General features: G+C 70.7%; 23 protein-coding genes. 9 read left to right on the forward strand and 14 right to left on the reverse strand.

Annotated features, from left to right (window positions below):
• Window positions 1-103: 103 nt before the first annotated feature.
• The gene (locus WQ56_RS08810; RefSeq protein ID WP_052772924.1) at window positions 104-778 is read left to right on the forward strand and encodes a hypothetical protein; all 675 of its coding nucleotides are present in this window, start codon (window positions 104-106) and stop codon (window positions 776-778) included.
• Window positions 779-848: 70 nt separating this feature from the next.
• On the forward strand, window positions 849-1646 hold the full coding sequence (locus tag WQ56_RS08815) for an IclR family transcriptional regulator (RefSeq protein WP_047136736.1): 798 nt from the start codon (window positions 849-851) through the stop codon (window positions 1644-1646).
• On the opposite strand, the gene mpl is transcribed toward WQ56_RS08815, so the two are convergent.
• Window positions 1628-3055, reverse strand: coding sequence for a UDP-N-acetylmuramate:L-alanyl-gamma-D-glutamyl-meso-diaminopimelate ligase (mpl, locus tag WQ56_RS08820; RefSeq protein ID WP_255350611.1), 1428 nt, complete (start codon window positions 3053-3055; stop codon window positions 1628-1630). The two genes, WQ56_RS08815 and mpl, sit on opposite strands and share 19 nt — an antisense overlap.
• Before the next feature lie 96 nt (window positions 3056-3151).
• Window positions 3152-3730: an adenylate kinase gene (locus tag WQ56_RS08825; protein ID WP_047136738.1), complete on the reverse strand. Its 579-nt coding sequence runs from the start codon at window positions 3728-3730 to the stop codon at window positions 3152-3154.
• Window positions 3731-3848: 118 nt separating this feature from the next.
• On the opposite strand from WQ56_RS08825, the gene WQ56_RS08830 reads away from it, so the two are divergent.
• The 3 genes from WQ56_RS08830 to mutM all read left to right on the forward strand — a co-directional run bounded on the left by WQ56_RS08830 (window position 3849) and on the right by mutM (window position 7418).
• On the forward strand, window positions 3849-5105 hold the full coding sequence (locus WQ56_RS08830) for a 6-phosphofructokinase (RefSeq protein WP_047136739.1): 1257 nt from the start codon (window positions 3849-3851) through the stop codon (window positions 5103-5105).
• Between the two features lie 78 nt (window positions 5106-5183).
• Window positions 5184-6494 (forward strand): diguanylate cyclase, encoded by a 1311-nt coding sequence (locus WQ56_RS08835; RefSeq protein WP_052772925.1) that lies wholly within the window; start codon window positions 5184-5186, stop codon window positions 6492-6494.
• A gap of 111 nt (window positions 6495-6605) precedes the next feature.
• Window positions 6606-7418 carry a bifunctional DNA-formamidopyrimidine glycosylase/DNA-(apurinic or apyrimidinic site) lyase gene (mutM, locus tag WQ56_RS08840; RefSeq protein ID WP_047136741.1) on the forward strand — a complete coding sequence of 271 codons (813 nt, stop codon included), beginning with the start codon at window positions 6606-6608 and terminating at the stop codon, window positions 7416-7418.
• A gap of 66 nt (window positions 7419-7484) precedes the next feature.
• On the opposite strand, the gene WQ56_RS08845 is transcribed toward mutM, so the two are convergent.
• Window positions 7485-8111, reverse strand: a complete 627-nt coding sequence (locus WQ56_RS08845) for a thymidine kinase (protein ID WP_047136742.1) — start codon at window positions 8109-8111, stop codon at window positions 7485-7487.
• A gap of 74 nt (window positions 8112-8185) precedes the next feature.
• On the opposite strand from WQ56_RS08845, the gene WQ56_RS08850 reads away from it, so the two are divergent.
• Window positions 8186-10162: a UvrD-helicase domain-containing protein gene (locus tag WQ56_RS08850; protein ID WP_047136743.1), complete on the forward strand. Its 1977-nt coding sequence runs from the start codon at window positions 8186-8188 to the stop codon at window positions 10160-10162.
• A gap of 119 nt (window positions 10163-10281) precedes the next feature.
• Here the strand turns inward: WQ56_RS08850 and WQ56_RS08855 are convergent, their stop codons facing one another.
• Window positions 10282-10929 (reverse strand): DUF480 domain-containing protein, encoded by a 648-nt coding sequence (locus WQ56_RS08855; protein WP_047136744.1) that lies wholly within the window; start codon window positions 10927-10929, stop codon window positions 10282-10284.
• A 111-nt stretch (window positions 10930-11040) separates the two neighbouring features.
• Here WQ56_RS08855 and WQ56_RS08860 point away from each other — a divergent pair, with 111 nt between their 5' ends.
• Window positions 11041-11955 carry an HAD family acid phosphatase gene (locus tag WQ56_RS08860; protein WP_047136745.1) on the forward strand — a complete coding sequence of 305 codons (915 nt, stop codon included), beginning with the start codon at window positions 11041-11043 and terminating at the stop codon, window positions 11953-11955.
• Window positions 11956-12366: 411 nt separating this feature from the next.
• Window positions 12367-13971 carry a hypothetical protein gene (locus tag WQ56_RS18660; RefSeq protein WP_156170471.1) on the forward strand — a complete coding sequence of 535 codons (1605 nt, stop codon included), beginning with the start codon at window positions 12367-12369 and terminating at the stop codon, window positions 13969-13971.
• A gap of 24 nt (window positions 13972-13995) precedes the next feature.
• Here WQ56_RS18660 and WQ56_RS17710 read toward each other — a convergent pair whose 3' ends face one another.
• From WQ56_RS17710 to WQ56_RS08900, 6 genes are all read right to left on the reverse strand, one after another.
• Window positions 13996-14655: a DUF6683 family protein gene (locus WQ56_RS17710; protein WP_052772926.1), complete on the reverse strand. Its 660-nt coding sequence runs from the start codon at window positions 14653-14655 to the stop codon at window positions 13996-13998.
• 199 nt (window positions 14656-14854) lie between these two features.
• Window positions 14855-15196, reverse strand: coding sequence for a hypothetical protein (locus WQ56_RS08875; protein WP_047136747.1), 342 nt, complete (start codon window positions 15194-15196; stop codon window positions 14855-14857).
• A gap of 154 nt (window positions 15197-15350) precedes the next feature.
• Window positions 15351-15752 carry a hypothetical protein gene (locus WQ56_RS08880; RefSeq protein WP_156170473.1) on the reverse strand — a complete coding sequence of 134 codons (402 nt, stop codon included), beginning with the start codon at window positions 15750-15752 and terminating at the stop codon, window positions 15351-15353.
• 86 nt (window positions 15753-15838) lie between these two features.
• Window positions 15839-16621: a hypothetical protein gene (locus tag WQ56_RS18665; RefSeq protein WP_156170475.1), complete on the reverse strand. Its 783-nt coding sequence runs from the start codon at window positions 16619-16621 to the stop codon at window positions 15839-15841.
• Window positions 16622-16777: 156 nt separating this feature from the next.
• The gene (locus WQ56_RS08895; RefSeq protein WP_047136751.1) at window positions 16778-17083 is read right to left on the reverse strand and encodes a hypothetical protein; all 306 of its coding nucleotides are present in this window, start codon (window positions 17081-17083) and stop codon (window positions 16778-16780) included.
• A gap of 3 nt (window positions 17084-17086) precedes the next feature.
• A complete protein-coding gene (locus tag WQ56_RS08900) occupies window positions 17087-17311 on the reverse strand; it encodes a hypothetical protein (protein WP_047136752.1) in 225 nt (74 codons plus the stop codon).
• Window positions 17312-17532: 221 nt separating this feature from the next.
• Here WQ56_RS08900 and WQ56_RS17715 point away from each other — a divergent pair, with 221 nt between their 5' ends.
• Complete coding sequence (locus WQ56_RS17715) at window positions 17533-18216, forward strand: GNAT family N-acetyltransferase (protein WP_052772927.1); 684 nt, start codon at window positions 17533-17535, stop codon at window positions 18214-18216.
• A 45-nt stretch (window positions 18217-18261) separates the two neighbouring features.
• On the opposite strand, the gene WQ56_RS08910 is transcribed toward WQ56_RS17715, so the two are convergent.
• Genes WQ56_RS08910 through WQ56_RS08925 form a run of 4 tightly spaced genes read right to left on the reverse strand, consistent with a single transcriptional unit; the run spans window position 18262 to window position 21511 of the window.
• Window positions 18262-18990, reverse strand: a complete 729-nt coding sequence (locus WQ56_RS08910; protein ID WP_047136753.1) for a hypothetical protein — start codon at window positions 18988-18990, stop codon at window positions 18262-18264.
• Window positions 18991-19011: 21 nt separating this feature from the next.
• Window positions 19012-19494: a hypothetical protein gene (locus WQ56_RS08915; RefSeq protein ID WP_047136754.1), complete on the reverse strand. Its 483-nt coding sequence runs from the start codon at window positions 19492-19494 to the stop codon at window positions 19012-19014.
• A complete protein-coding gene (locus WQ56_RS08920) occupies window positions 19491-20849 on the reverse strand; it encodes a FliI/YscN family ATPase (RefSeq protein ID WP_082132304.1) in 1359 nt (452 codons plus the stop codon). The genes WQ56_RS08915 and WQ56_RS08920 overlap by 4 nt, the downstream gene beginning before the upstream one ends.
• Window positions 20846-21511, reverse strand: coding sequence for a FliH/SctL family protein (locus WQ56_RS08925; RefSeq protein WP_047136755.1), 666 nt, complete (start codon window positions 21509-21511; stop codon window positions 20846-20848). Before WQ56_RS08925 ends, WQ56_RS08920 begins: the two co-directional genes overlap by 4 nt.
• Between the last annotated feature and the right edge of the window lie 15 nt (window positions 21512-21526).

Genomic DNA, 21526 nt, shown 5'->3' on the forward strand with positions numbered 1-21526 from the left:
ATGTTTGTATCGTTGCTCGATACCGAGGTATCACTATACGATAAGTCTCGACTGAAGAGTCAATACCTGACTTTTGTATCGATCACCGAAACAAGGAATCGCGATGTCCGATCTCATGCTGCGTCTGTTCGAAGACGAACTGCCCGCCCATTGCCCCCCGGTCTACCTGCCGGCGACGCCGCGCGCGGTGTACGTCGCGCAGGGCGAGGCCACGCTCGAGGACGCGACGTCCGGCACCCTGGTGGTCCAGGGCGCGGCCTGGGTCGGGGACGAGGCGGTCGCGCTGGTCGCCGGCACCGCGCCGGTGCGCGTGTGGCGCTGGGAAGTGGCAAGTGCGGCGACCGCGGCCGCGCCGGCCCTGCCGTCGGCCCCGTCCACGCGCACGACCCTGAAGCTGGAGGCGCCGATCGCGCTCGACCGCGGTTTCGAGTGGCTGATGCGCTGCGACGAGGTCGGCTTCCCGCCGGCCGGCGTCGCGCTGACCCACGTGCACCAGGGCCCGGGCATCCGCATCTGCGCCGAAGGCGAGATCGAGATCGAGACCCAGGGCCGGTTGCAGCGTCACGGCCCCGGCGAGGCCTGGTTCGAGCTCGGTCCGGCACCGGTGCTGGCGCCGACGACCGAGCGCGAACCCACGCGGTTCGTGCGCTGCTTCCTGCTGCCGCGGCAGCTCAAGGGCCGCAGCTCGATCCGCTACGTGCGTCAGGAAGACGCCGACGCGCCGAAGGTGCAGACCTATCGCGTTTTCGCGGAGCGATACGTCCGTCTACCTCAGTGACATCGCCTCGGGTACCCTGACGAGCGCGGCCTCGCCGCGTTCAACGGCTTCACCGCACAGGACGAACCCCATGGCCCAGGCCGGCCCCGCCTCCGACGACGCTGCGGACGCGTCGCTTCCCACCGCCATCGTGTCGCTGCAGGTCATCGAGGCGCTGGCCAACGCCCCGCAGGGCCTGGGGGTCACCCAGCTCTCGCAGCAGCTGGGCATGCCCAAGGCGCGCGCGCACCGCCACCTGCGTGCGCTGCGGGACCACGGCTACCTGCTCCAGGACCCGGTCACCAACCAGTACCGGGTCGGCTGGCAGCTCTACCTGCTGGGCAAGGCCTGCGTCGGCCGCTTCGACCTGATGACACTGGCCAGGCCCGCGCTCGAGCGCCTGCGCGACGCCGTCGGCCAGACCGTCGTCATCGCCTCCTACGCCGAGCAGGCGGTGGCGGTGATCGATTTCCTGCGCGGCACCTCGCCGTTGGAGATCACGCTGCGGCCGGGCAGCCGCTTCAGCCACCACGCCAGCGCGCAGGGCAAGCTGGTGCTGGCCTACGGCCCGGCCACGCTGCGCGAGCAGTACCTGGCGCGCCCGCTCGAGGCCGAGACCCCGCGCACGATCACCGCGCCCCAGGCGCTGCGCGACGAGCTCGACAGGGTCCGCCGCCGCGGCTGGTCGGATGCGCCCGAGGAACTGTTCACCGGCATCAACGCACTCGCCGCACCGCTGCTGCAGGCCGGCGGCGCGCTGTTCGGGACGCTGGCGATCGTCGGCTCGATCCACTACCTGCCGGCCGAGCCCGACCCGGCCCACGTCGAGGCATTGCGCCGGACCGCGGCCGAGCTGTCGGCGATGATGGGCTACGCCGACGCGTCCTGACCGGCCTGCAGCGCGGCCAGGAACCGCCGCGGCGCGCCATCGAAGCCGCCGTTGGACATGAACACCACATGGTCGCCGTCGCGCGCCAGCGCGGCGAGGGCGGCCAGCAATGCGTCGGCATCGGGCACCGTGCGCGCGTCGCCGCGCACCGCCGCGACCACGCGGCCCGCGTCCCACGCGAGCTCCGGGCGGTGCAGGAACACCACCGCGTCGGCCCCGTCGAGCGACGGCGCCAGCGCCTGGGCGTGCGCGCCCAGCCGCATCGAATTGCTGCGCGGCTCCATCGCCACGACGATCCGCGCGGCGCCGACCTTCGCGCGCAGCCCGGCGAGCGTGGTCGCGATCGCCGTGGGGTGATGCGCGAAATCGTCGTAGACGGTGATCCCGCGCGCATGACCGAGTACCTCCAGCCGGCGCTTGACGCTGCGAAAGCGCGCCAGCGCGGGCAGCACCGCCGCCACGTCGACGCCGACCGCCGCGCACGCCGCCAGCGCGGCCAGCGCGTTGAGCACGTTGTGGTCACCGACCAGCGGCCACTCCACCGTGCCGACGTCGACGCCGCGGCGACGAACGCGGAACGTGCTGCCGTCGGCGGCGATGCGCTCGGCGCTCCAGTCGAACGCGGCGTCGAAGCCGAAGCGCTCGACCGGCGTCCAGCAGCCCATCGCCAGCACCTCGTCGAGACGGGCGTCGTGGCCGTTGACGATCAGCCGCCCGCGCCCGGGCACGGTCCGCACCAGGTGGTGGAACTGGCGCTGGATCGCGGCGACGTCGGGGAAGATGTCGGCGTGGTCGAACTCGAGGTTGTTGAGGATCGCCACCGTCGGGCGGTAGTGCACGAACTTGCTGCGCTTGTCGAAGAACGCGGTGTCGTACTCGTCGGCTTCCACCACGAACGGAGGCCGCACCGGCGCCCCCGTGCCTTCCCGCGCCTGCGGAGACGCGGGCTCGGCGGGCCCGCCCAGTCGCGCCGAGACGCCGAAGTCCTCGGCGACGCCGCCGATCAGAAAGCCCGGCGCGCGACCGGCGGCCTCGAGTAGGAAGGCCAGGATCGTCGTCGTCGTGGTCTTGCCGTGCGTGCCGGCGACCGCGAGCACCTCGCGTCCGGGCAGCACGCACTCGCTGAGCCACTGCGCCCCGGACGTATAGGCCCGCCCGGCGTCGAGCACCGCCTCGACGGCGGGATTGCCGCGCGAGAGCGCGTTGCCGATCACCACCTGGTCGACGTCGTCGCCGATGTGCGCCGGGTCGTAACCCTGGTGCAGCGCGATGCCGAGCCGCTCGAGCTGGGTCGACATCGGCGGGTAGACCGCCTGGTCGCTGCCTTCGACCTCGTGGCCGAGTTCGCGCGCGAGCGCCGCGACGCCGCCCATGAAGGTGCCGGCGATGCCGAGGATGTGGAGTTTCACGGCGCGGGGGTCCGGGCGGGGCTCAGGCGCCGCCGCGCCCGGGGCGCGGGCACGGCGGAACGGGTACGGTGGTAGCGGTCGACGCGGCGCCGCGGCTCAGGCCGCGGCCCCGCCCTTGCCGATCGCCGCGACGATGCGATCGAACACCTCGTCGAGCGGACCGACGCCGTCGACCACGGTCAGCTGGCCGTGGTCGCGGTAGAAGCCGATCACCGGCGCGGTCTGCTGGTCGTAGACGTTCAGGCGGTGGCGCACCGACTCGGGGCTGTCGTCGGCGCGGCCTTCCGCCTTCGCCCGGCCGGCCAGGCGCTCGATGATCTGCTCGTTGTCGACCTCCAGCTGCACGGCCGCGTCGAAGGTCTGGCCCAGCCTGGCCAGCAGCGCGTCGAGCGCGGCGGCCTGTGCGAGATTGCGCGGATAGCCGTCGAGAATGAAGCCGGCGCGCGTGTCCTCGCGCGAGAGCCGGTCCTCGAGCATGCCCAGCAGGATCTCGTCGGACACCAGGTCGCCACGGTCCATCACCGCCTTGGCCTGCATGCCCAGCGGCGTGCCGGCCGCGACTTCGGCGCGCAGCAGGTCGCCGGTGGAGATGTGCGGCACCTGCAGGTGCGCCTTGAGTCGTGCGGCCTGCGTGCCCTTGCCCGAACCGGGCGCCCCGAGAAGAACCAAACGCATCGAACGCTCCTGCAAGTGTGGGGAGCCATCGGGCCCTGCGGATACACTCCGGACAGGGCCGCGAACGGCCGCACCAGCTTAACGTATCCCGCCACGACCCGAATCGACGAGGCCCGCGATGCCCTCCGGAACCCTGCTCTACGCCCAGTCGGGCGGCGTGACCGCCGTCATCAACGCCACCGCCTCGGCGGTGCTGCAGGAGGCGCGTGCGCGGCGGGTGCGCGTGCTCGCCGCGCGCAACGGCATCCTCGGCGCGCTGCGCGAGGACCTGATCGACGCCTCGAAGCTGCCGATCGCGGCGGTCCGCGCGCTGGCGCACACGCCCGGCGGCGCGTTCGGCTCGTGCCGCCACAAGCTCGGCGACCTCGAGACCGACCGCGCCAAGTACGCGCGCCTGCTCGACGTGCTGCGCGCGCACGACGTGCGCTGGTTCCTCTACAACGGCGGCAACGACTCGGCCGACACCGCGCTGAAGGTCTCGCGGCTGGCCCGCGCATTCGACTACCCGCTGACCTGCATCGGCGTGCCCAAGACGGTCGACAACGACCTGGCGGTCACCGACTGCTGCCCGGGCTTCGGCTCGGCGGCCAAGTACACGGCGGTGTCGGTGCGCGAGGCCGCGCTCGACGTCGCCGCGATGGCCGACACCTCGACGAAGGTCTTCGTCCACGAGGCGATGGGCCGGCACGCCGGCTGGCTCGCCGCGGCCGCGGGCTTGGCCGGCCAGGGACCGGACGATGCGCCGCAGCTGATCCTGTTCCCCGAGCGCGTGTTCGACGAGGCCGACTTCCTCGCCAACGTGCGCCGGGTCGTCGACCGCGTCGGCTGGTGCGTCGTGGTCGCCAGCGAAGGCATCCGCACCGCCGATGGCCGCTTCGTCAGCGACGCCGGCGGCGGCCGCGACGCGTTCGGCCATGCCCAGCTCGGCGGCGTGGCGGCGCACCTGGCCGGCCGGGTCAAGGACGCGCTGGGCCTGAAGGTGCACTGGGCGCTGCCCGACTACCTGCAGCGCTCGGCACGGCACCTGGCGTCGAAGACCGACGTCGACCAGGCGATGGCGGTCGGCCGCGCGGCGGTGCGCTTCGCGCTGGCGGGCCGCAACGCGACCATGCCGGTGATCCGGCGCACCTCCGACGCGCCGTATCGCTGGACGATCGAGGCCGCGCCGCTGGAGCAGGTCGCCAACCACGAGAAGACGATGCCCGCCGGGTTCATCCGCCGCGACGGCTACGGCATCACCGCCGCCGCCCGCCGCTACCTCGAGCCGCTGGTGCGCGGCGAGGCGCCGCCGCCCTACGGCCGCGACGGGCTGCCGAAGTACGTGACGCCACCGCAGGTCGCGGTCGCCCGCAGGCTGGCCGACTGGGACGGCTGAACGCCGACCCCGGTGCACGCATGGCGGGCCGGCGGCGGCGCTATATTGGCCGCACGCCCGCCCCCCTGCAGCCCGCCCATGACGCCCGACGCCGGTGCCCGCCGCGACCTCCAGCACCTGCGCGAGCTGCTCGACCACAACTCCGACTGGGCCTGGGAAGTCGACGCGCAGGGTCGCTACACCTACTGCTCGCGCATGGTCATGCAACTGCTCGGTCACGACGCCGGAACGATGCTCGGGCGCACGCCGTTCGACTTCATGCCGCCGGCCGAGGCCGAGCGCGTCGGCCACGCGTTCGCGGCGATCGTCGCCGAGCGCCGGGCGTTCTCCGGCCTTGTCAACCGCAACCTGCACGCCGACGGACGGATCGTCGTGCTGGAGACCAGCGGCGTGCCGCTGTTCGACGCCGCCGGCGAACTGCGCGGCTACCGCGGCATCGACCGCGACATCTCCGAGCTCGGCGAGCGCGTGCTGCAGCTCGAGGCGGTCTACGACAACGCCGCGGTGGCGATGAGCACCGTCGATACGACCGGCACCCTGGTCATGGGCAACCGCGCGATGGCGGCGCTGTGCGACCACGACGGCCCGATCGCCGGGCTGCGCCTGGCCGACCTGCTGCCCGACGCGGCGCAGTGGCTCGACGCCGACCTGGCGCGCGCCCGCGACGGCGAGCCGCTGGCCAGTCACGAACTCGCATGGCGGTCGCGCTGGCTGTACGCCGCGCCGCATCCGCTGCACGACGCGCTCGGCCGGGTGGCCGGGCTGTCGATCGCGTGGATGGACATCACCGCCCGCCGCCAGGCCGAACAGCAGCTCACCGAGGCCAACCGCCGGCTCGAGGGCTACGCGCGGCAGGACTACGTGACCGGGCTGTACAACCGCCGCGACCTCGACGAGCGGCTGGCGCTGGAGATCGGGCGGGCGCGGCGCGACGGCAGCGCGCTGTCGCTGTGCATGGCCGACGTGGACTACTTCAAACCCTACAACGACTGCCTGGGCCACCTGGCCGGCGACGACTGCCTGCGCACGATCGCCGGGGCGCTGCGCCGGGCGGTGTCCCGGCCCGGGGATGCGGTCAGCCGCTACGGCGGCGAGGAGTTCGTCGTGGTGCTGGCCGGCACCGACGAGGCCGGCGCGGCGCACGTGGCCGAGCGCGTGCGTGCGCGCGTCGAGGCGCTGGACCTGGCGCATCCCACCAGCCCGCTGGGCCGGGTGACGGTCAGCGTCGGCGTGGTCACGTGCCGGCCGCAGCGCGACCCGCTCGCCGCCGACGATGCGGCTGCGGTCTCCGGGCTGCTGCGGCTGGCCGACCAGGCGCTGTACGCGGCCAAGCACGCCGGCCGCAATCGCGTCGCCGCCGAACCGCTGCCGACGACGCTGCCAGTCTGAGCGGCGCGGTGCGCGTCGCCGGCTGCGTTCACGCGCGCGCCATTGAATCGCGCCGTCGACCCCCGATCTTGATCGGCTCGCCCTGATGGGCGCCGTCCGTCCCGCCGTCCGATGCCCGAACTGCCCGAAGTCGAAACCACCCGAGCCGGCCTGGCGCCGCATCTCGACGGTCGTCGGATTGCGGCGGTCGCGCTGCGCCGCCCGGATCTGCGCTGGCCGATCCCGCCCGAGGTCGCCACGCTGCTGCCCGGCCAGCGCATCGCGGGCATCCGCCGCCGCGCGAAGTACCTGCTGCTCGACACCGAGGCCGGCAGCGCGCTGCTGCACCTGGGGATGTCGGGCAGCCTGCGCGTGCTCGCGCCCGACGTGCCGGTGCGCGCGCACGACCATGTCGACATCGCCCTCGATACGGGCCACGTGCTGCGTTTCAACGATCCCCGGCGCTTCGGCTGCCTGCTGTGGCAGCCGCCGGGCCAGACCCACCCGCTGCTGCAGGATCTGGGGCCCGAACCGCTCGGCGATACGTTCGACGGCGACCACCTGTTCCTGGCCAGCCGCGGCCGGCGGGCGCCGGTCAAGGCGCTGCTGATGGACCAGCGCATCGTCGTGGGCGTGGGCAACATCTACGCGGCCGAGGCGCTGTTCGCGGCCGGCATCTCGCCGCTGCGCGAAGCCGGGAAGATCTCGCGCGCCCGCTACGCGCGCCTGGCCGACGAGGTCCGCCGCATCCTCGCCTACGCGATCCGCCGCGGCGGCACCACGCTGCGCGACTTCATCAGCCCCGACGGCGCGCCGGGCTACTTCGAGCAGGAGCTGTCGGCCTACGGCCGCGGCGGCGCGCCGTGCCCGCGCTGCGGCGCCGTGCTGCGGCAGGCGACCATCGCCCAGCGCGCGACCGTGTGGTGCCCGCGCTGCCAGCGCTGAAAGGACCCCGTCCACAGGCGCGCGATGGCGCTGTCCCGGTACCGCCGATCGTGCGCGGCCGCGGACCTACAGCGGCAACTCGGGCTGCGCCGGTTCGATCCGGCCCTCGCCGCGCGCGATGCGCTTGAACTCGGCCCGGCTCACCGACACGTAGCGCTCGTTGCCGCCGATCTCGACCTGGGGGCCGTCGTGCACCGCGTAGCCGCGCTCGTCCACGCGCACGGTCATCGTGGCCTTCTTGCCGGTGTGGCAGATGGTCTTGATCTCGCTCAGTTCGTCGGCCCAGGCCAGCAGGTACTGGCTGCCCTCGAACAGCTCGCCGCGGAAATCGGTGCGCAGGCCGTAGCACAGCACGGGGATGCGCAGCGCGTCGACGATCTCCGACAGCTGCCAGACCTGGGCGCGGGTCAGGAACTGGGCTTCGTCGACGAGCACGCAGTCCAGCCGCGCCGCGTCGTCCCCGGCGCCGAGCGCGCGCACCCGCGCGAGCAGGTCGTCGTCGCGGTCGAATGCGATCGCCTCGGCCGACAGCCCGATCCGCGACGCCACCCGCCCCACGCCCGCCCGATGGTCAATCCGCGGCGTCAGGATCGCCACCCGCATCCCGCGCTCGCGGTAGTTGTGCGCGCTCTGCAGCAGCGTGGTGGTCTTCCCGGCATTCATCGCCGAGTAGTAGAAATAGAGCTTGGCCATCGGCGAATTCTACCGGCCAAGGTCCGGCGCCGCCGGCCGGTACACTATGCGTCGCTAGACAGATGCCCCGCCCGATGCACGGTCTGAACCCCCAACAAGCCCAGGCCCTCGGCCACGTCGAGGGCCCCCTGCTCGTGCTCGCCGGCGCGGGCAGCGGCAAGACGCGCGTGATCGTGGAGAAGATCGCCCACCTGATCCAGTCCGGGCGCTACCCGGCCAAGCGCATCGCCGCGATCACGTTCACCAACAAGTCCGCCAAGGAGATGCGCGAGCGCATCGCCCGGCGCCTGCGCGGCGATGCGGCCGACGGGCTGACGATCTGCACCTTCCACGCGCTGGGCCTGAAGATGCTGCAGATCGAGCACGCCAAGCTGGGTCTGCGCCGCGGCTTCTCGATCTTCGACGCTGACGACGCTGCGGCGCAGATCAAGGACCTGCTGCCCGGCGCCAAGCCCGACGTCGTGCAGGCGATGCAGGGCCTGGTCTCGCGCGCCAAGAACGCCGGCCTGTCGCCCGAGCAGGCGCATGCGGCGGCGACCAGCGCGCGCGAGTTCGAGGCCGCGGCGCTCTACGCCCGCTACCAGGAACGCCTGGCCGCGTTCAACGCGGTCGATTTCGACGACCTGATCCGCCTGCCGGTGCAGTTGCTCGAATCCGACGAGGATGCGGTGCTGGGCTGGCGCGAGCGCATCGGCTACCTGCTGGTCGACGAGTGCCAGGACACCAACGACGCGCAGTACCGCCTGCTCAAGGCGATCGCCGGGCCGAAGGGCAACTTCACCTGCGTGGGCGACGACGACCAGAGCATCTACGCCTGGCGCGGCGCCAACCCCGAGAACCTGGCCGCACTGGCGCAGGACTATCCGGCGCTGCGCATCGTCAAGCTCGAGCAGAACTACCGCTGCAGCAACCGCGTGCTGCGCGCGGCCAACGCGCTGATCGCCAACAACCCGCACGAGCACCCCAAGACGCTGTGGAGCGCCCAGCCCGACGGCGAGCGGATCCGCGTGTGGGAATGCCGCGACAGCGCGCACGAAGCCGAGAAGGTCGCCGGCGAGATCCACTTCCTGCAGTCCGCGCGCAAGGCCGAGTGGAGCGAGTTCTGCATCCTGTTCCGCAGCAACCACCTCTCACGGCCGCTGGAGAAGGCGCTGCAGCTGCTGCGCGTGCCCTACCACCTCAGCGGCGGCACCGCGTTCCTGGATCGCGGCGAGGTCAAGGACGCGATGTCGTGGCTGCGCGTGCTGGCCAACCCCGACGACGACTCGGCGTTCCTGCGCGCGGTGCAGTCGCCCAGCCGCGGCGTCGGCCAGACCACGCTGGCCCGGCTCGCCGAGCTCGCGCGCGGCGCGCAGATGCCGATGTCGCGCGCGATCGAGTCGATGGGCCTGCTCAAGCAGCTCACCCCGCGCGCGGCCAACGCGCTGAGCGAGTTCGCCGACATCCTGCGCGAGCTGCGCGCCGACGCCCGTCAGCTGCCGCCGGGCGACCTGGTGCGCCAGCTCAACGAGCGCTCGGGCCTGATCGCGATGTTGCAGGCGCAGTGCAAGAGCGAGGACCTGTTCCGGATCCGCCGCGGCAACCTCGACGAACTCGCCGACTGGTTCGAGGGCGCGCGCGGCGCGGGCCCGGGCGAGCTCGCGTCGCAGCTCGCGCTGCTGACCCACGCCGACAAGGGCGATGCCGGCAACCAGGTGCGGCTGATGAGCATGCACGCCGCCAAGGGCCTGGAGTTCCGCTACGTGTTCATCATCGGCATGGACGACAACACGCTGCCGCACGAGTCGAGCATCGACGAGGGCCGCATCGACGAAGAACGCCGGCTGCTGTACGTGGGCATCACCCGGGCCAAGGAACAGCTGTGGCTGTCGTACCCGCGCGAGACGCAGCGCTGGGGACAGAAGCTGCGGCTCACGCCGAGCCGCTTCTTCGAGGAACTGCCGGCCGCCGAGATCCAGCGCGACGGCGCCGACCCGGTCGCCGACGCGCAGCGCAAGCGCGAGCGCGCCAACCACGGCTTCGCCTCGATCAAGGCGCTACTCGAAGGCTGACGCACCCGCATAACCGTAGGAGCGCGCTCGCGCGCGATGAGGCTCTACCCGGGACGCCCTATCGCGCGTCCCCGAACAGGGGATGCAAGCACGAGCGCGCGCCTACGGGCTCAGGACACTCAACCGGGCAGGCGCGCGGTCAACGCCTCCAGCGCCTCGCGCAGCGCCGCGACCTCGGCCTCGAGCGCCTCGACGCGGGCCACGAGCGCCTCGTCGCCACGCGCCGACTCGCCCCGCGGTTCCGCCGCCGGCAGCGACTCGACGTCGACCGGGCCGCACAGCAGGTGCGCGAACCGCTCCTCGCGGCGTCCGGCGCCCGGCGGGATGCGCACGAGCAGCGCTTTGGCCGCCAGCCGCTCGAGGTGATGGCGCAGGTCCTCGATGTCGCCGAACGCATGCAGCCGCTCGCTGCGCGCCTGCAGTTCGTGCGCGGTCTGCACGCCGCGCAGCAGCAGCACGGCAAGCAGCGCGATCTGCGGCGGCGGCAGGTCCAGCGTGCTGCCGGCGCTGTGCTCGTAGCGCTCGGCGCGCGAGGAGAACGACTGCCGCGCCAGCCGGTGCTGCTCGAGCTGGCGCAGGGCGTGGTGGGTGTCGCCGAAGCTCAGCGCCATCACCGGCTCGCGCGCGGTCTTCTGGTTGGCGGCAGACTGCGCGGCGTTGACGGTCAGCGGATAGACGTCCGGCGTCGTCGCCTGCTTCTCGATCAGGCAGCCAAGCACCCGGGCCTCAGCCGGGCTCAGTACCGGCCAGCGGGCGGTCTCGTGCATGTCGGCTCCTGTCGGACGGGGCGGGCATGATCGCCCGCGGGCGTCCGGATGTCATGTCCACGTGAAGACCTGCGGTTACACTCCGTGACCGATCGATCCCCTGGTGTCGCGATGCGCACGACGTTTCCCGCCCTGACCCTGCTCGCGAGCGCATTGCTGCTCGCGGCCTGCAAGCCCGTCGCGGCGCCTGCCGACGCACCCGCGGCCGCACCGCAGCCCGGCGCGACGACCGCCTCTGATGCGACCGCGCCTGCCGACAACCTCAACGCCGTGCTCTGGGTGCAGCGCTCGGAGGAATACCGCGCCAACAGCCTCTCGCTGTTCCGCGCCGCCGCCGACCATCTCGACGCCGCGCTCGCCGAGCCGAACTGGGACGCCCTGGTCCCTGCCGAGCGCGAGCTGGCGGGCGATGCCCGCGCCCTGCCGCCGGCGGTGATCATGGACATCGACGAGACCGTGCTCGACAACTCGCCCTACCAGGCGCGGCTGGTGCACAACGGCCTCGAGTACGACGAGGTCACCTGGGCGCAGTGGGTCGCCGAGAAGAAGGCCAAGCCGGTGCCGGGTGTGCTCGAGTTCGCCAGGGCCGCCGAGGCCAAGGGCGTGACCATCCTCTACCTGTCCAACCGCGCCCAGCACCTGCAGGAGGCGACGCTCGCCAACCTGCGCGCCGAGGGCCTGCCGGTCAAGGACGACAGCGTGTTCCTCGGCCTGGGCACGTTCGTCGAAGGCTGCGAGCAGAACGGCAGCGAGAAGACCTGCCGTCGCCGGCTGGCCGGCCGCCAGTACCGGGTGCTGATGCAGTTCGGCGACCAGCTCGGCGACTTCGTCGAGGTGCTCGCGAACACGGGCGAAGCGCGCACGCAACTGCTCGACGAATACGGCGACTGGTTCGGCGAGCGCTGGTGGATGCTGGCCAACCCGACCTACGGCGGCTGGGAGCCAGCGCAGTTCAACAACGCCTGGGACCAGCCGGCGGCGGCCCGGCGCGTAGCCAAGCGCAAGGCGTTGGAGCTGGCGCAGTAATCGTCCGTTCTTGGCTGGAAGAATCAATCGCTTAGCATGCACTACTTGATGTATTGCATGAACTTCTCAATCGCGCTACGCTGAACGCGCCACAACACAGTCCTCCGGCGCTGCCGGCTCGAAGGAGACCCTCGGGTCTCCTTTTTTTTGGTCAGCGCGCTGGGGCGCAGCCGGCTGCGCCCCAGCGGAACGCTCCACCCCGATGTCGCAATCGACATGACCCTGGGGTTCACCCCAGGGTGCACAACGCCCGCGGGTCTCCTACCTTCGGGAGGTCCGGCTCCGCATCCTCGACCGGGGGCCCCAGTCCGCCCGAGGTTCGTCGTGCCCCTAATCGACGCCATCCACAACCGCCTGGGATCCGACCTGTCCAAGCTGTCGGGCCTGCTGGGCCACAACCGTGGCGGCGGCATGCAAGGGTTCGGCCCGGCGCTGGGCAACGCGTTCTCCGGCACCATGCGGAACCTGACCTCGAACCTGTTCCAGCAACAGTTCCCGGGCGTCCACTTCGGCAACGGGCCTGCCCCGGGCCAGGCGACCGGGGCTCCGACGGCCGACGGCCGCCCGGGCATGACGCACACGCCCGGCGGCCTCCCCGTTCCCACGCCTCCACCGCCTCCCGTCATTCCCGGGCCGCTGGGTGGGCAACCGCCCCAGAACGCATGGAACGGTGGGCACCCATCGATGCCCAACATCCCCACGCCGGGCGGCATCCCGGCAATGCCCAATGTCCCTGCCCCGGGCGGCATTCCCGCCGGCTTGGGGACCGTGCCCGGCCACCCCGGCACGCCCCGCCTCGACGGCGGGCCCCTGCCGTACCTGCCCGGACCAGGCGGGACGACACAGCCGTCGAACCCCACCGGCGTGCTGCCCAGCCTCGGCAATGTGCTCGGTAACGCCGCGCAGGCGGTCCGCCAGTTGCTTTCCCCCGGCGCCACGCTGCCGCCGCCGCCCGGAGCCCAGCCGGTCCAGCACGGCGGCCCGCCCGTCGCGCCCCCCCAGACACTGCCGGCGCAGCTCGCCAACACCGCCACGAACGTGGCACGGACGCTCACGAACGCCCTGCCGCAGGCACCCGCCACCTCCGTGACGCCCGGCTCTACTCCAATCGGTGCGCAGACGACCGCGCTGCCGACGGCGGTCCCGGGCCAGGGCCCGGCCACGCAAGCGTCCCTCGCGCAGCAGGCAACGGGGACGGCGCCGCAGCAGACGATCGCGCAGCAGGCGCTCCCGCAACAACCCGCCATGCCGCAGAGCGCACCGGCCACGCCATCGGCTCCTACCCCCGGAGCCGCGCCGTCATCCCAGACGCCGACAGGACCTGTGCCGGCCCAGACGCTGTCGGCCCAGCCCCAGCGGGCCGATGCGGCGTTCGCGCCACCGGGCAATCCCGCCGCCGATCGCGCCGCGCTGCCGCAACAGGCGGTGCCGGCGGCGCAGCCCGCGATCGCGAACGTGCCTGCGGGCACGACACTGGCCACGGTTCCGGCTGCGGTGATGGCGGCCCAGACCCCGCCCGGGCCACAGGTGGCCGGCAACACCCAGATCGCAGGCAATCCGCAGGCCACCGCGCCGGCCGCCGGCGAGCGCGGCGGGCCGTCGCGCGTCGACTTGATCGCCACCGGCGTCTACACGGCCGACGGCCCCGGCTTGCGGCGCCGCAACCGGATCCGGGTCGGCGCCGCGGAGGTCGGGCAATGGATGGTCGCGCTGGCCCAGGGTCGGATGGTGCTTGCCCGGCCCCACGACGACATGCCGGCGGAAATGGCCCGCGCGATGCAATGGCTGTTCTGGACGCTGGCCCTCGTCGCCTATGGCTGCCTGGGACTGGTACTGGTCAGCATCCTGCTGAGCATGGGCGAGCTGCCGGCCGCCCCGGCGATGCGGCAGTGGTCGGGCGAGTTCGCGCTCGCCGGCCTCGTCGCGGCCTGCGGCGCCTGGTGGCTGGCCAGACGCCTGAATCCGCCGACACGCGATCCGGACCGCTTCCCGCCCCGGCGATCCGACCGGTCCTGAAGCGAGCGCAACGCCGATCCGCTGCTAGCGCGCGATCAACCCGCCAACTTCGAGCTCGACCCGCTGCAGGTCGATGCCATTGCCCTGCAGGCCCTTGCGCACGCCTGCCGACAACGCCGCCAGCGCCTCGCGATTGCCCTGCTTCTTCATCGTCTGGTACGACAGCGCCGACACCATCGTCAGGTACGCCGTCCGCTCGGCCTGCGCCTGCTTGGCCGCGTCGCTCATGCCGACCACCTGCGGCACCGCCGCCAGCGGCCCGATCAGCTGTCGCCTCACTGCACGCTGTCCTTCTGGCGAACGCGCCGAGTCGCGATCGTTGACGACCTCCCACGAGATCAGCAGGTGCGCGGCGAGCACGTCGCCCAGATTGGTCGGATCGTAGCCGTAGCGCCGCAGAATGACGTCGAACTGGCGCAGCATCTCGCCCGAACCGATCACCTTCTCGAGGTCGGCCACCTGCTGCGGATTGCGGCCGAAGGCCTGGATCGTCTCCTGCTGCACCCGCTCGCTGACCGCCGGGTCGCGCCGGAACGACAGCGCCTCGACCGCCCGCGCGTCGACCTGGGCCGGCGCCGGCTGGGAGACCGCCTGCTGCAATGCGCGCTGGACGGCGGCATCGCCGTCGCTCGCATTTACGACCGTCATGAACAGCAGCGCGTACATGAGGATCGCGGCGCGCATGAGGTTACGTATGTGGGCCGCTCTGTGATGCACCTCACCCATGTTGGAACTCCTCTTGCCTGGCGGCCGTCGCATAAGCATCATCAATCGCTGTAAGTTTTCGCAGGGCATTTCCAACGCAAAAAAAAACCAAGGCGACGGTATCCCGCTCGCCTTGGTCCGGTAGGGCGCTCGATGACGGAGCGCCCACGCACAGCGCTTACTGCTTGCGCGCCATACCCGCGTTGGCTTCACCCAGCGACTTGATCACGGTGCTGGCGTTGTTCATGAACATCTGGAACATCTGACTCATACCGCTCAGCTCGGTGGTTTCCGACGCAGTCGGCTCCTTGCCGAGCTTGTCCGCGAAGTCCTGAAGATCCTTCGACATCTCGTCGAGCTTGTCACCCAACACCTTGGCGATCGTCATCAGGAAGCCGCCGTATTTGCTGGACAGCGCACCGCCGGCGCCGGACCGGGCTCCGTCGGTGCCCTGAGACGCATCCAGGGTCGCACGCTGCATGTTGGCTGCATAGGTTGCAGTCAGGCTGATCTCGGTCATCTCATGATCTCCGTACTTGGCAGGGAATTGGCGCTGAATTTCTCGAAGAACCGAGGAGCGACTAAGGAGTTGCTCGATGAGTCGATCCACTCTACGACTTGATTGTCCCCCTACGATGCAAGGTCCGTAAGCTAGGGCGTACCCTAAGGAAGTGTCAGGTCGCGCCGCGCTCCGGTATTTGCTGACTCGCCCACCACTCTCGGGCCTTCTCGGGTCCATATATCTCAACGTAACGTGAGAACTCGAGCGCCTTCTGCACAGTGGGATTGAGGAGCGGCTTTTCAAGGACACCGCGGAGCCGCTCCGAATCGGTATCGGACAAGCCGAACTGGGCCTGCAGCTGCCCCACCAGGTCCTGCCATTGCTGCATCAGCTCAGGCGCAGTAGCGGCCGACGGATCCAGCTTGGCTTCATTCAATCCCGCCTCGAACTTGGCGATCATGGTCTCCCGGTCCGCAGCGTCGATCTCCGGCTGCTCGAACAGAAATTTCTCGTACTGCTGAATCATCGCAGCCCGATCTTCAGCACTCAGCAACGATTTCTTGTGTTGGGACATGACTGCACCTGTTGAATGACGCACTGGCGCCGGGTGGAAAAACCGCATGCGAGCGGTGGATTTCAAATACATGGTACTTTGCCAGATCAATGACGCTGGGCGAAGCCGCGGTCGGTCAACACCACCGACTGGAGGTCTATGCCACTCACCCGCTTGGCAAGCATGAGTGTCCCTGTGCGCAACGCCTCCCTTTCATCGGGATCGCGCGTATTGCGCCACGCGGCGAGCGTCAGCATATTGATGATGCCGAACATCTCCGCGACCTGCTGACGCTCCGCGTCTGACGCCACAATTTCCATATCGCGCATCGCGCGCTGAAGACCCCGATAGGATCTATCGTAGGGATTCTGATACTCGCCATGGACCACTCGCCATGCGGTGATCAGATAAGCATTGAGGACCTGCACCGGATCGTTAGTGGCGTAATTCCGTGCCTCGAGCAGCTTCTCAAGGCGCGACTGCAGTACACCTTGCGCCAAGTTGCGTTCGATATCCCGGGCATTCTGCCCGATCTGACGTGCAAGCAGCCCGCGGAAATCCGGATGCTCGGAAAACACGGCCTGCACATTGCGCGCCTCAGCAACGTCTTCGTCGAGTGCATCACCCGCGAGAAGCTGTCCCAAGGCGCGATTCAATGCTTGCGACACCTGCATAGAGGCGTTGTACGTTCGCGACTCATCTGCACTCGCGGCACGTGTATCGCTCTCTTTTCCACGATATCGATGCAGCTGGTGATGCGCATATGGCGTCACGGCGTCGATGTAATTGCCGTCCTGAGCGGAAAGGGAGGGACTGGTCGCTGCCAGCCCCAGCCCCACCACTACTGCCACCAGCGGGCCGGCGTCTGAACGTAAGGACCCGATGTTCATTCGCTGACGTCTCCGTACATGAAGCCAAGCGGCACATCGCGGCCAAGAATAGTTTGCCCACGCGTCACGACGACGCGAACGCCTGGCGACGGCGGAGAAGTAAATGCCCGTGAGTGCGCGGGCACCCACGGGCAGTGCATCAGGTAGTGTAAGGGCTCAGGCAGCAGCGTCTTTCACGGACGCTAGCGAATCCACCATCCGCCGTGCATCGGCGCCCTCACGCTCCCCCATCTCACGCGCCTGCGCACCCAGCCAGGCATCGGCCGCTTCCCTGCCGTCGCTCTCCACACGCCGCTCGTATTCCGGGACCAAGGCCTTGAGCTCCTGCTGGACGGCGTCGAGACGCTCGTCCATGTGTCGGATCAGGACGGTCTCGTCGTCGGCGCTGATCGCGCCCTGCTCGCGGAGTTGCGTCAGGCCATCGACCCATGCCTGACGCTGCGCCTGGGTGTCGTACTGCATGGATCAGTTGCCGACGCTGAAGTTGAAGCTGAAGCCGCCCTTGAAGCCATCGCTGACGGCATCCTGCGCCGACTGAGGCAGGCCCAACGACTGGAACAGGCTGTCGAACGCGCTGTTGAACGCCTGGCCGAACAGATCGCCGATGAAGTTGCCGAGCAGGCCGCCCAGCGGACCACCGAGCGCACTACCGATGACGGAACCGATAACGTCGGAAATGGCACCTGACATGATGAAACTCCTTTGATGGTGAAGATTGCGAAGTACAGCGGAATCGTGCGCGGGAGGGCCGGACTTGCCGATGGCCGATCGCGACTGCAGGCGCAGTCTGCGCCTGCGCCAGGCGCCACGCATCTGGGTCGTACCCCATCTAGGGCCCGCCCTAGTTCACGACCCAGGCGTGACGAGCAGCGCACTCCCCGCAGGGCCGCGTCCGCGCTATAACGGTCGGCATGCCCGAACACGACGCCCTGTCCCCGTCGCTGCCCGAAGAGGCGTTGCCGCAGTTCTCGAAGGCGGACCTGCCGACCGACGGCCGCGACTACCCGGCCGAGGTGCAGTTGCGCAGCCGCCGGCTGCAGTTGCGCGGTTTCGGGTTCCGGCACGTGCTGGAGCTGCTGCAGCTCGGCCGCGAGGAGCGTGTGACCCGGTTGCTGCTCGACAACCGCCTCGACACGCTCGAAGACGCGATGGGGCTGGTGGTGTGGGCCAACAGGATCTACCGGGAACGGCCGGGGCTCGGCCTGTGGCGCGCCGCGGACCGCAGCGACCGGTTCATCGGTATGTTCTCGCTGGTCCCGCTGGGCACCACGATGGATGTCTCGATCGGCGTGCGCCTGTTGCCGTCGGCCTGGGGCCGCGGCTATGCGATCGAAGGCGGCGCGGCGCTGTGCACGCATGCATTCGAAACGCTCGGGCTGGCGGACCTGGTCGCGCACTGCGCGCCGGACAACCGCTCGGTACCGCCTCTGCTGCTGCGGCTAGGTTTCGGGGAGATCGAGCGCGGCGAACAGTTCGGCCGTCCGGCCCGCCGGTTCCGTCTGGCGCGCGCGGACTGGCGCGGGCTGCGTCCGCGGCGGGAAATGCATCCAGAAAGCACGACGCGCGACGGCCCGGCACCGACCACGGGCGCCTGAGTCGCCCTGCCGTCGACCATCCGCGGGCCTGGCCGCCAGCGACCGTCAGCCGTGGAAGTGCGGGTCGATCGTCAGCGTGCCCAGGTTGCGCTCGGCGAAGCGGCGGGCCAGTTGGGGGCCGGCCTCCCGGATCGCATCGAAGCTCTCGCGCGAGCGGCTGTCGGCACGCAGCACCCAGCCGTCGGCACTCTTGCTCAGCAGCAGATCGGTACCCGGCAACGTGGCATCGGCCATGCGCAACAGCACCTGACCGTCGCCCCCCGGATCGCGCGTATCGTGCACCGCCATCTGCCGCACGTGCTTTTCCATCATGTCGAACAGCTGACCTGCGTTGGACGCCGCGGCCGCAGGTGCCGCAGCAGGCGCGCCGTCGCGCAACGCCATTTGCGCCTGCAGCATCGCGGCGGATTCCATGCCCTGCGCATGCTGGGACCCCGGGCCGCTCTCGTGCTGCTGGCGGAACGTACGCGCATCGACCACGTCCAGGACCGATTGCCGGGTCTTGAGCGCGTCCTGATGGCTCGCGAGATCGGCCATCGCGCCCTCTTCGAGGTCGCCCTCGCCCTGCAACGCGTCGTCGAGCATCGCATCTCCCGGCAGCTCCTGCAGGCCCGGCATGTCGCCACGCGCCTGCTGCATCATCGACCGGAACTGGTCGACGCGCTCGCGCGGTGGCGGCTCCTTGCCGTCGGCCTTGGCCTGGCGATCGACCTGGCGATTGCGCGCGGACTGGTCCGGCGGCCGGGATGCGGAATCGTTGCCTTGCACGCTCATCGTCGTTTCCTCCTGCCTTCGCTACTGGCGCGCCAGATAGCGCGCCTGCATCAGATCCTCGGCGGTCGCCTCTTCCTGGCGCGCCTGCAAGCCGCGTTGTTCTCCGCGCCACACGTCGCGGCGCTTTTCCAGCGCGTCCTGGCGGGCCTTGGCGCGGAAGAACGCATCGCGCGCCTCCTGCAGCGCCTGCTCGGCCTGGCGCACGGCGTCCTGGGCCTTTGCCAGGCGGGCCTGCGCGCCGGCGATCTGCTCGCCGATCAGCTCGATGTAGAGCTCGCGCTGGGCCAGCGCGGCCGGCCACGGGACGCCGGCTGGCGGGGCATCGAGCAGGCGCGCACGGTGCAGCTGGCGCGAGGTCTTCAGCTCGACGATCTCGCCCTCGATACGCTGGCAGGCCTCGTGGCACTGCTGCAGCGCGCGCTGCCGGTCCAGCACCACGCGGCGCGCGGCCTCGGTGCGATGCTCGCGCAACTGGAGCAGCGTCTGCAGCGGATAGCGCTTCATGCGAACAGCTTCCGAAGCGCGGCCGACGAGGTGTCGAACGGCACCAGCTCGTGCTCGGACTGCTGGAGCAGCGCGCGGATCGCGGCGATCTTCTCGATCGCGAGATCCGCGTCCGGATCGGTGCCGCGCTTGTACTCGCCCAGCTGCACCAGCAGTTCGATGTCCTGGTGCTTGGCCAACAGCTTGCGCAGCTGGCCGGCCGCGCGCAGGTGCGGTTGCTCGACGACCCGCGGCATGGTGCGGCTGAGGCTGGTGAGCACGTCGATCGCGGGATAGTGGTACGCGGCGGCGAGCTTGCGCGAGAGCACGATGTGGCCGTCGAGGATCGACCGCACCTCCTCGACGATCGGGTCGCCGCCGTCCTCGTCCTCGGCCAGCACGGTGTAGAACGCGGTGATCGAACCCTTGTCGTTGTTGCCCGCGCGTTCGAACAGCTTCGGCAGCTCGCTGAACACCGACGGCGGGAAGCCGCGCCGCGCCGGCGGTTCGCCGACCGCCAGGCCGACATCGCGCAACGCACGCGCGAAGCGCGTGACCGAATCGACCAGCAGCAGCACGCGCTTGCCCTGGTCGCGGAAGTACTCGGCGACCGCCGTGCCGACCCAGGCCGCGCGACTGCGCTCGAGCGCGGGACGGTCGGACGTGGCGACGACGATCACCGATTTGGCCAGGCCGGCCGCGCCGAGGTTGTCGTTGATGAATTCGTTGACCTCGCGGCCGCGCTCGCCGACCAGCACGACGACGTTGACGTCCGCGTCGCCACCGCGCGCGAGCATGCCCAGCAGCGTGCTCTTGCCGCCGCCGGCGACGGCGAAGATGCCGATGCGCTGCCCTTCGCCGGCGGTCATCACGGTGTCGATCGCGCGCACGCCGGTCGAGAACGGGCGCTCGATCAGCGCGCGCCGCAGGGGGTTGGGCGAGGCGGCGTAGATCGGCGCGTCGACGGTCGGCCCGATCGGCCCGAGCTCGTCGATCGGCGTGCCGTGCGCGTCGAGGATGCGTCCCAGCAGCCCGTCGCCGACCGGGACCGACGCCTGCCGGCCGGACGCGTAGACCTCGGTCGTCGCGGCGATGCCGTCTAGCGGACCCAGCGGGGTGAGCACGGTGTGCTGGCGCGACACGCCGACGACCTCGGCCGCGAGCTCGAAGCGCGGATCGCCGGGATTGCGCAGGTGGCACAGCTCGCCGATCGCCGCGCGCAGGCCGGTCGCCTTGATCAGCGTCCCATAGGCCTCGCTGACCCGGCCGACCCGCTCGATCGCCTGGACCTTGCCCAGCGCGTGCAGCAACGGATCGGGCGCGGCCGCCGGCGCGCCGACGGCATCCAGTGCCGACAGGGAGAGATCGGCGGTCATGGCGCCGCCGCGTTCGCGCTCGCCTGCGCCAGCGCGGCGCGGATCGCCTCGATCTGCTGGCTGACACCGGCACGGACCTCGCCGGCCTCCGAGACGACGATGCAACTCAAGGGGTCGAGGCTCTCATCGTCCACGAGTTCGATCAGGCCGACGCCCGGATGCGCCTGGCGCACCGCGCCCAGGCCCTCGCCGACGCGCTCGCGCGCCGACGGATGCACCCGGATCATCAGGAACTGCTCGGCCTGCGCCGACTCCACCGCCTGCATCACCAGCGGCGGCACGACGGTGGCGGCATCGAAACCGGGCGCGAGCCGCTGCACGATCGCGCAGGCCAGGTCGCCGATCCGGCCCGACGCGTCGGCCAGCACGCGGGCGCGACGCTCGTTGAGCGAGGCGAGCTGCTCGGTCATCTGCTGCTTGACGCGGTCCAGGCCCTCGGCGAAGCCTTCCGCGTAGCCCTGTTCGCGCGCCTTCTGGATCTCGGCGCCCGCCTCGTCGTAGAGCGCGTTGACCCGCGCCAGCAGCGCATCGAGCTCGCCGAGCGACTGCCATTCCGCCGCCCGCACGACCGATCCCGAAACGCCGCGCTGGAACTGGCGGCGCTCGAAGACGGCGGCGCTGCCGGCGGGTCTGCGGCGTTCGGGAGAGGCGGGTGTCGACATGCGGGTTCGGGAGTC

The organism is Luteimonas sp. FCS-9 (genome assembly GCF_001014645.1).
GTDB lineage: Bacteria > Pseudomonadota > Gammaproteobacteria > Xanthomonadales > Xanthomonadaceae > Luteimonas.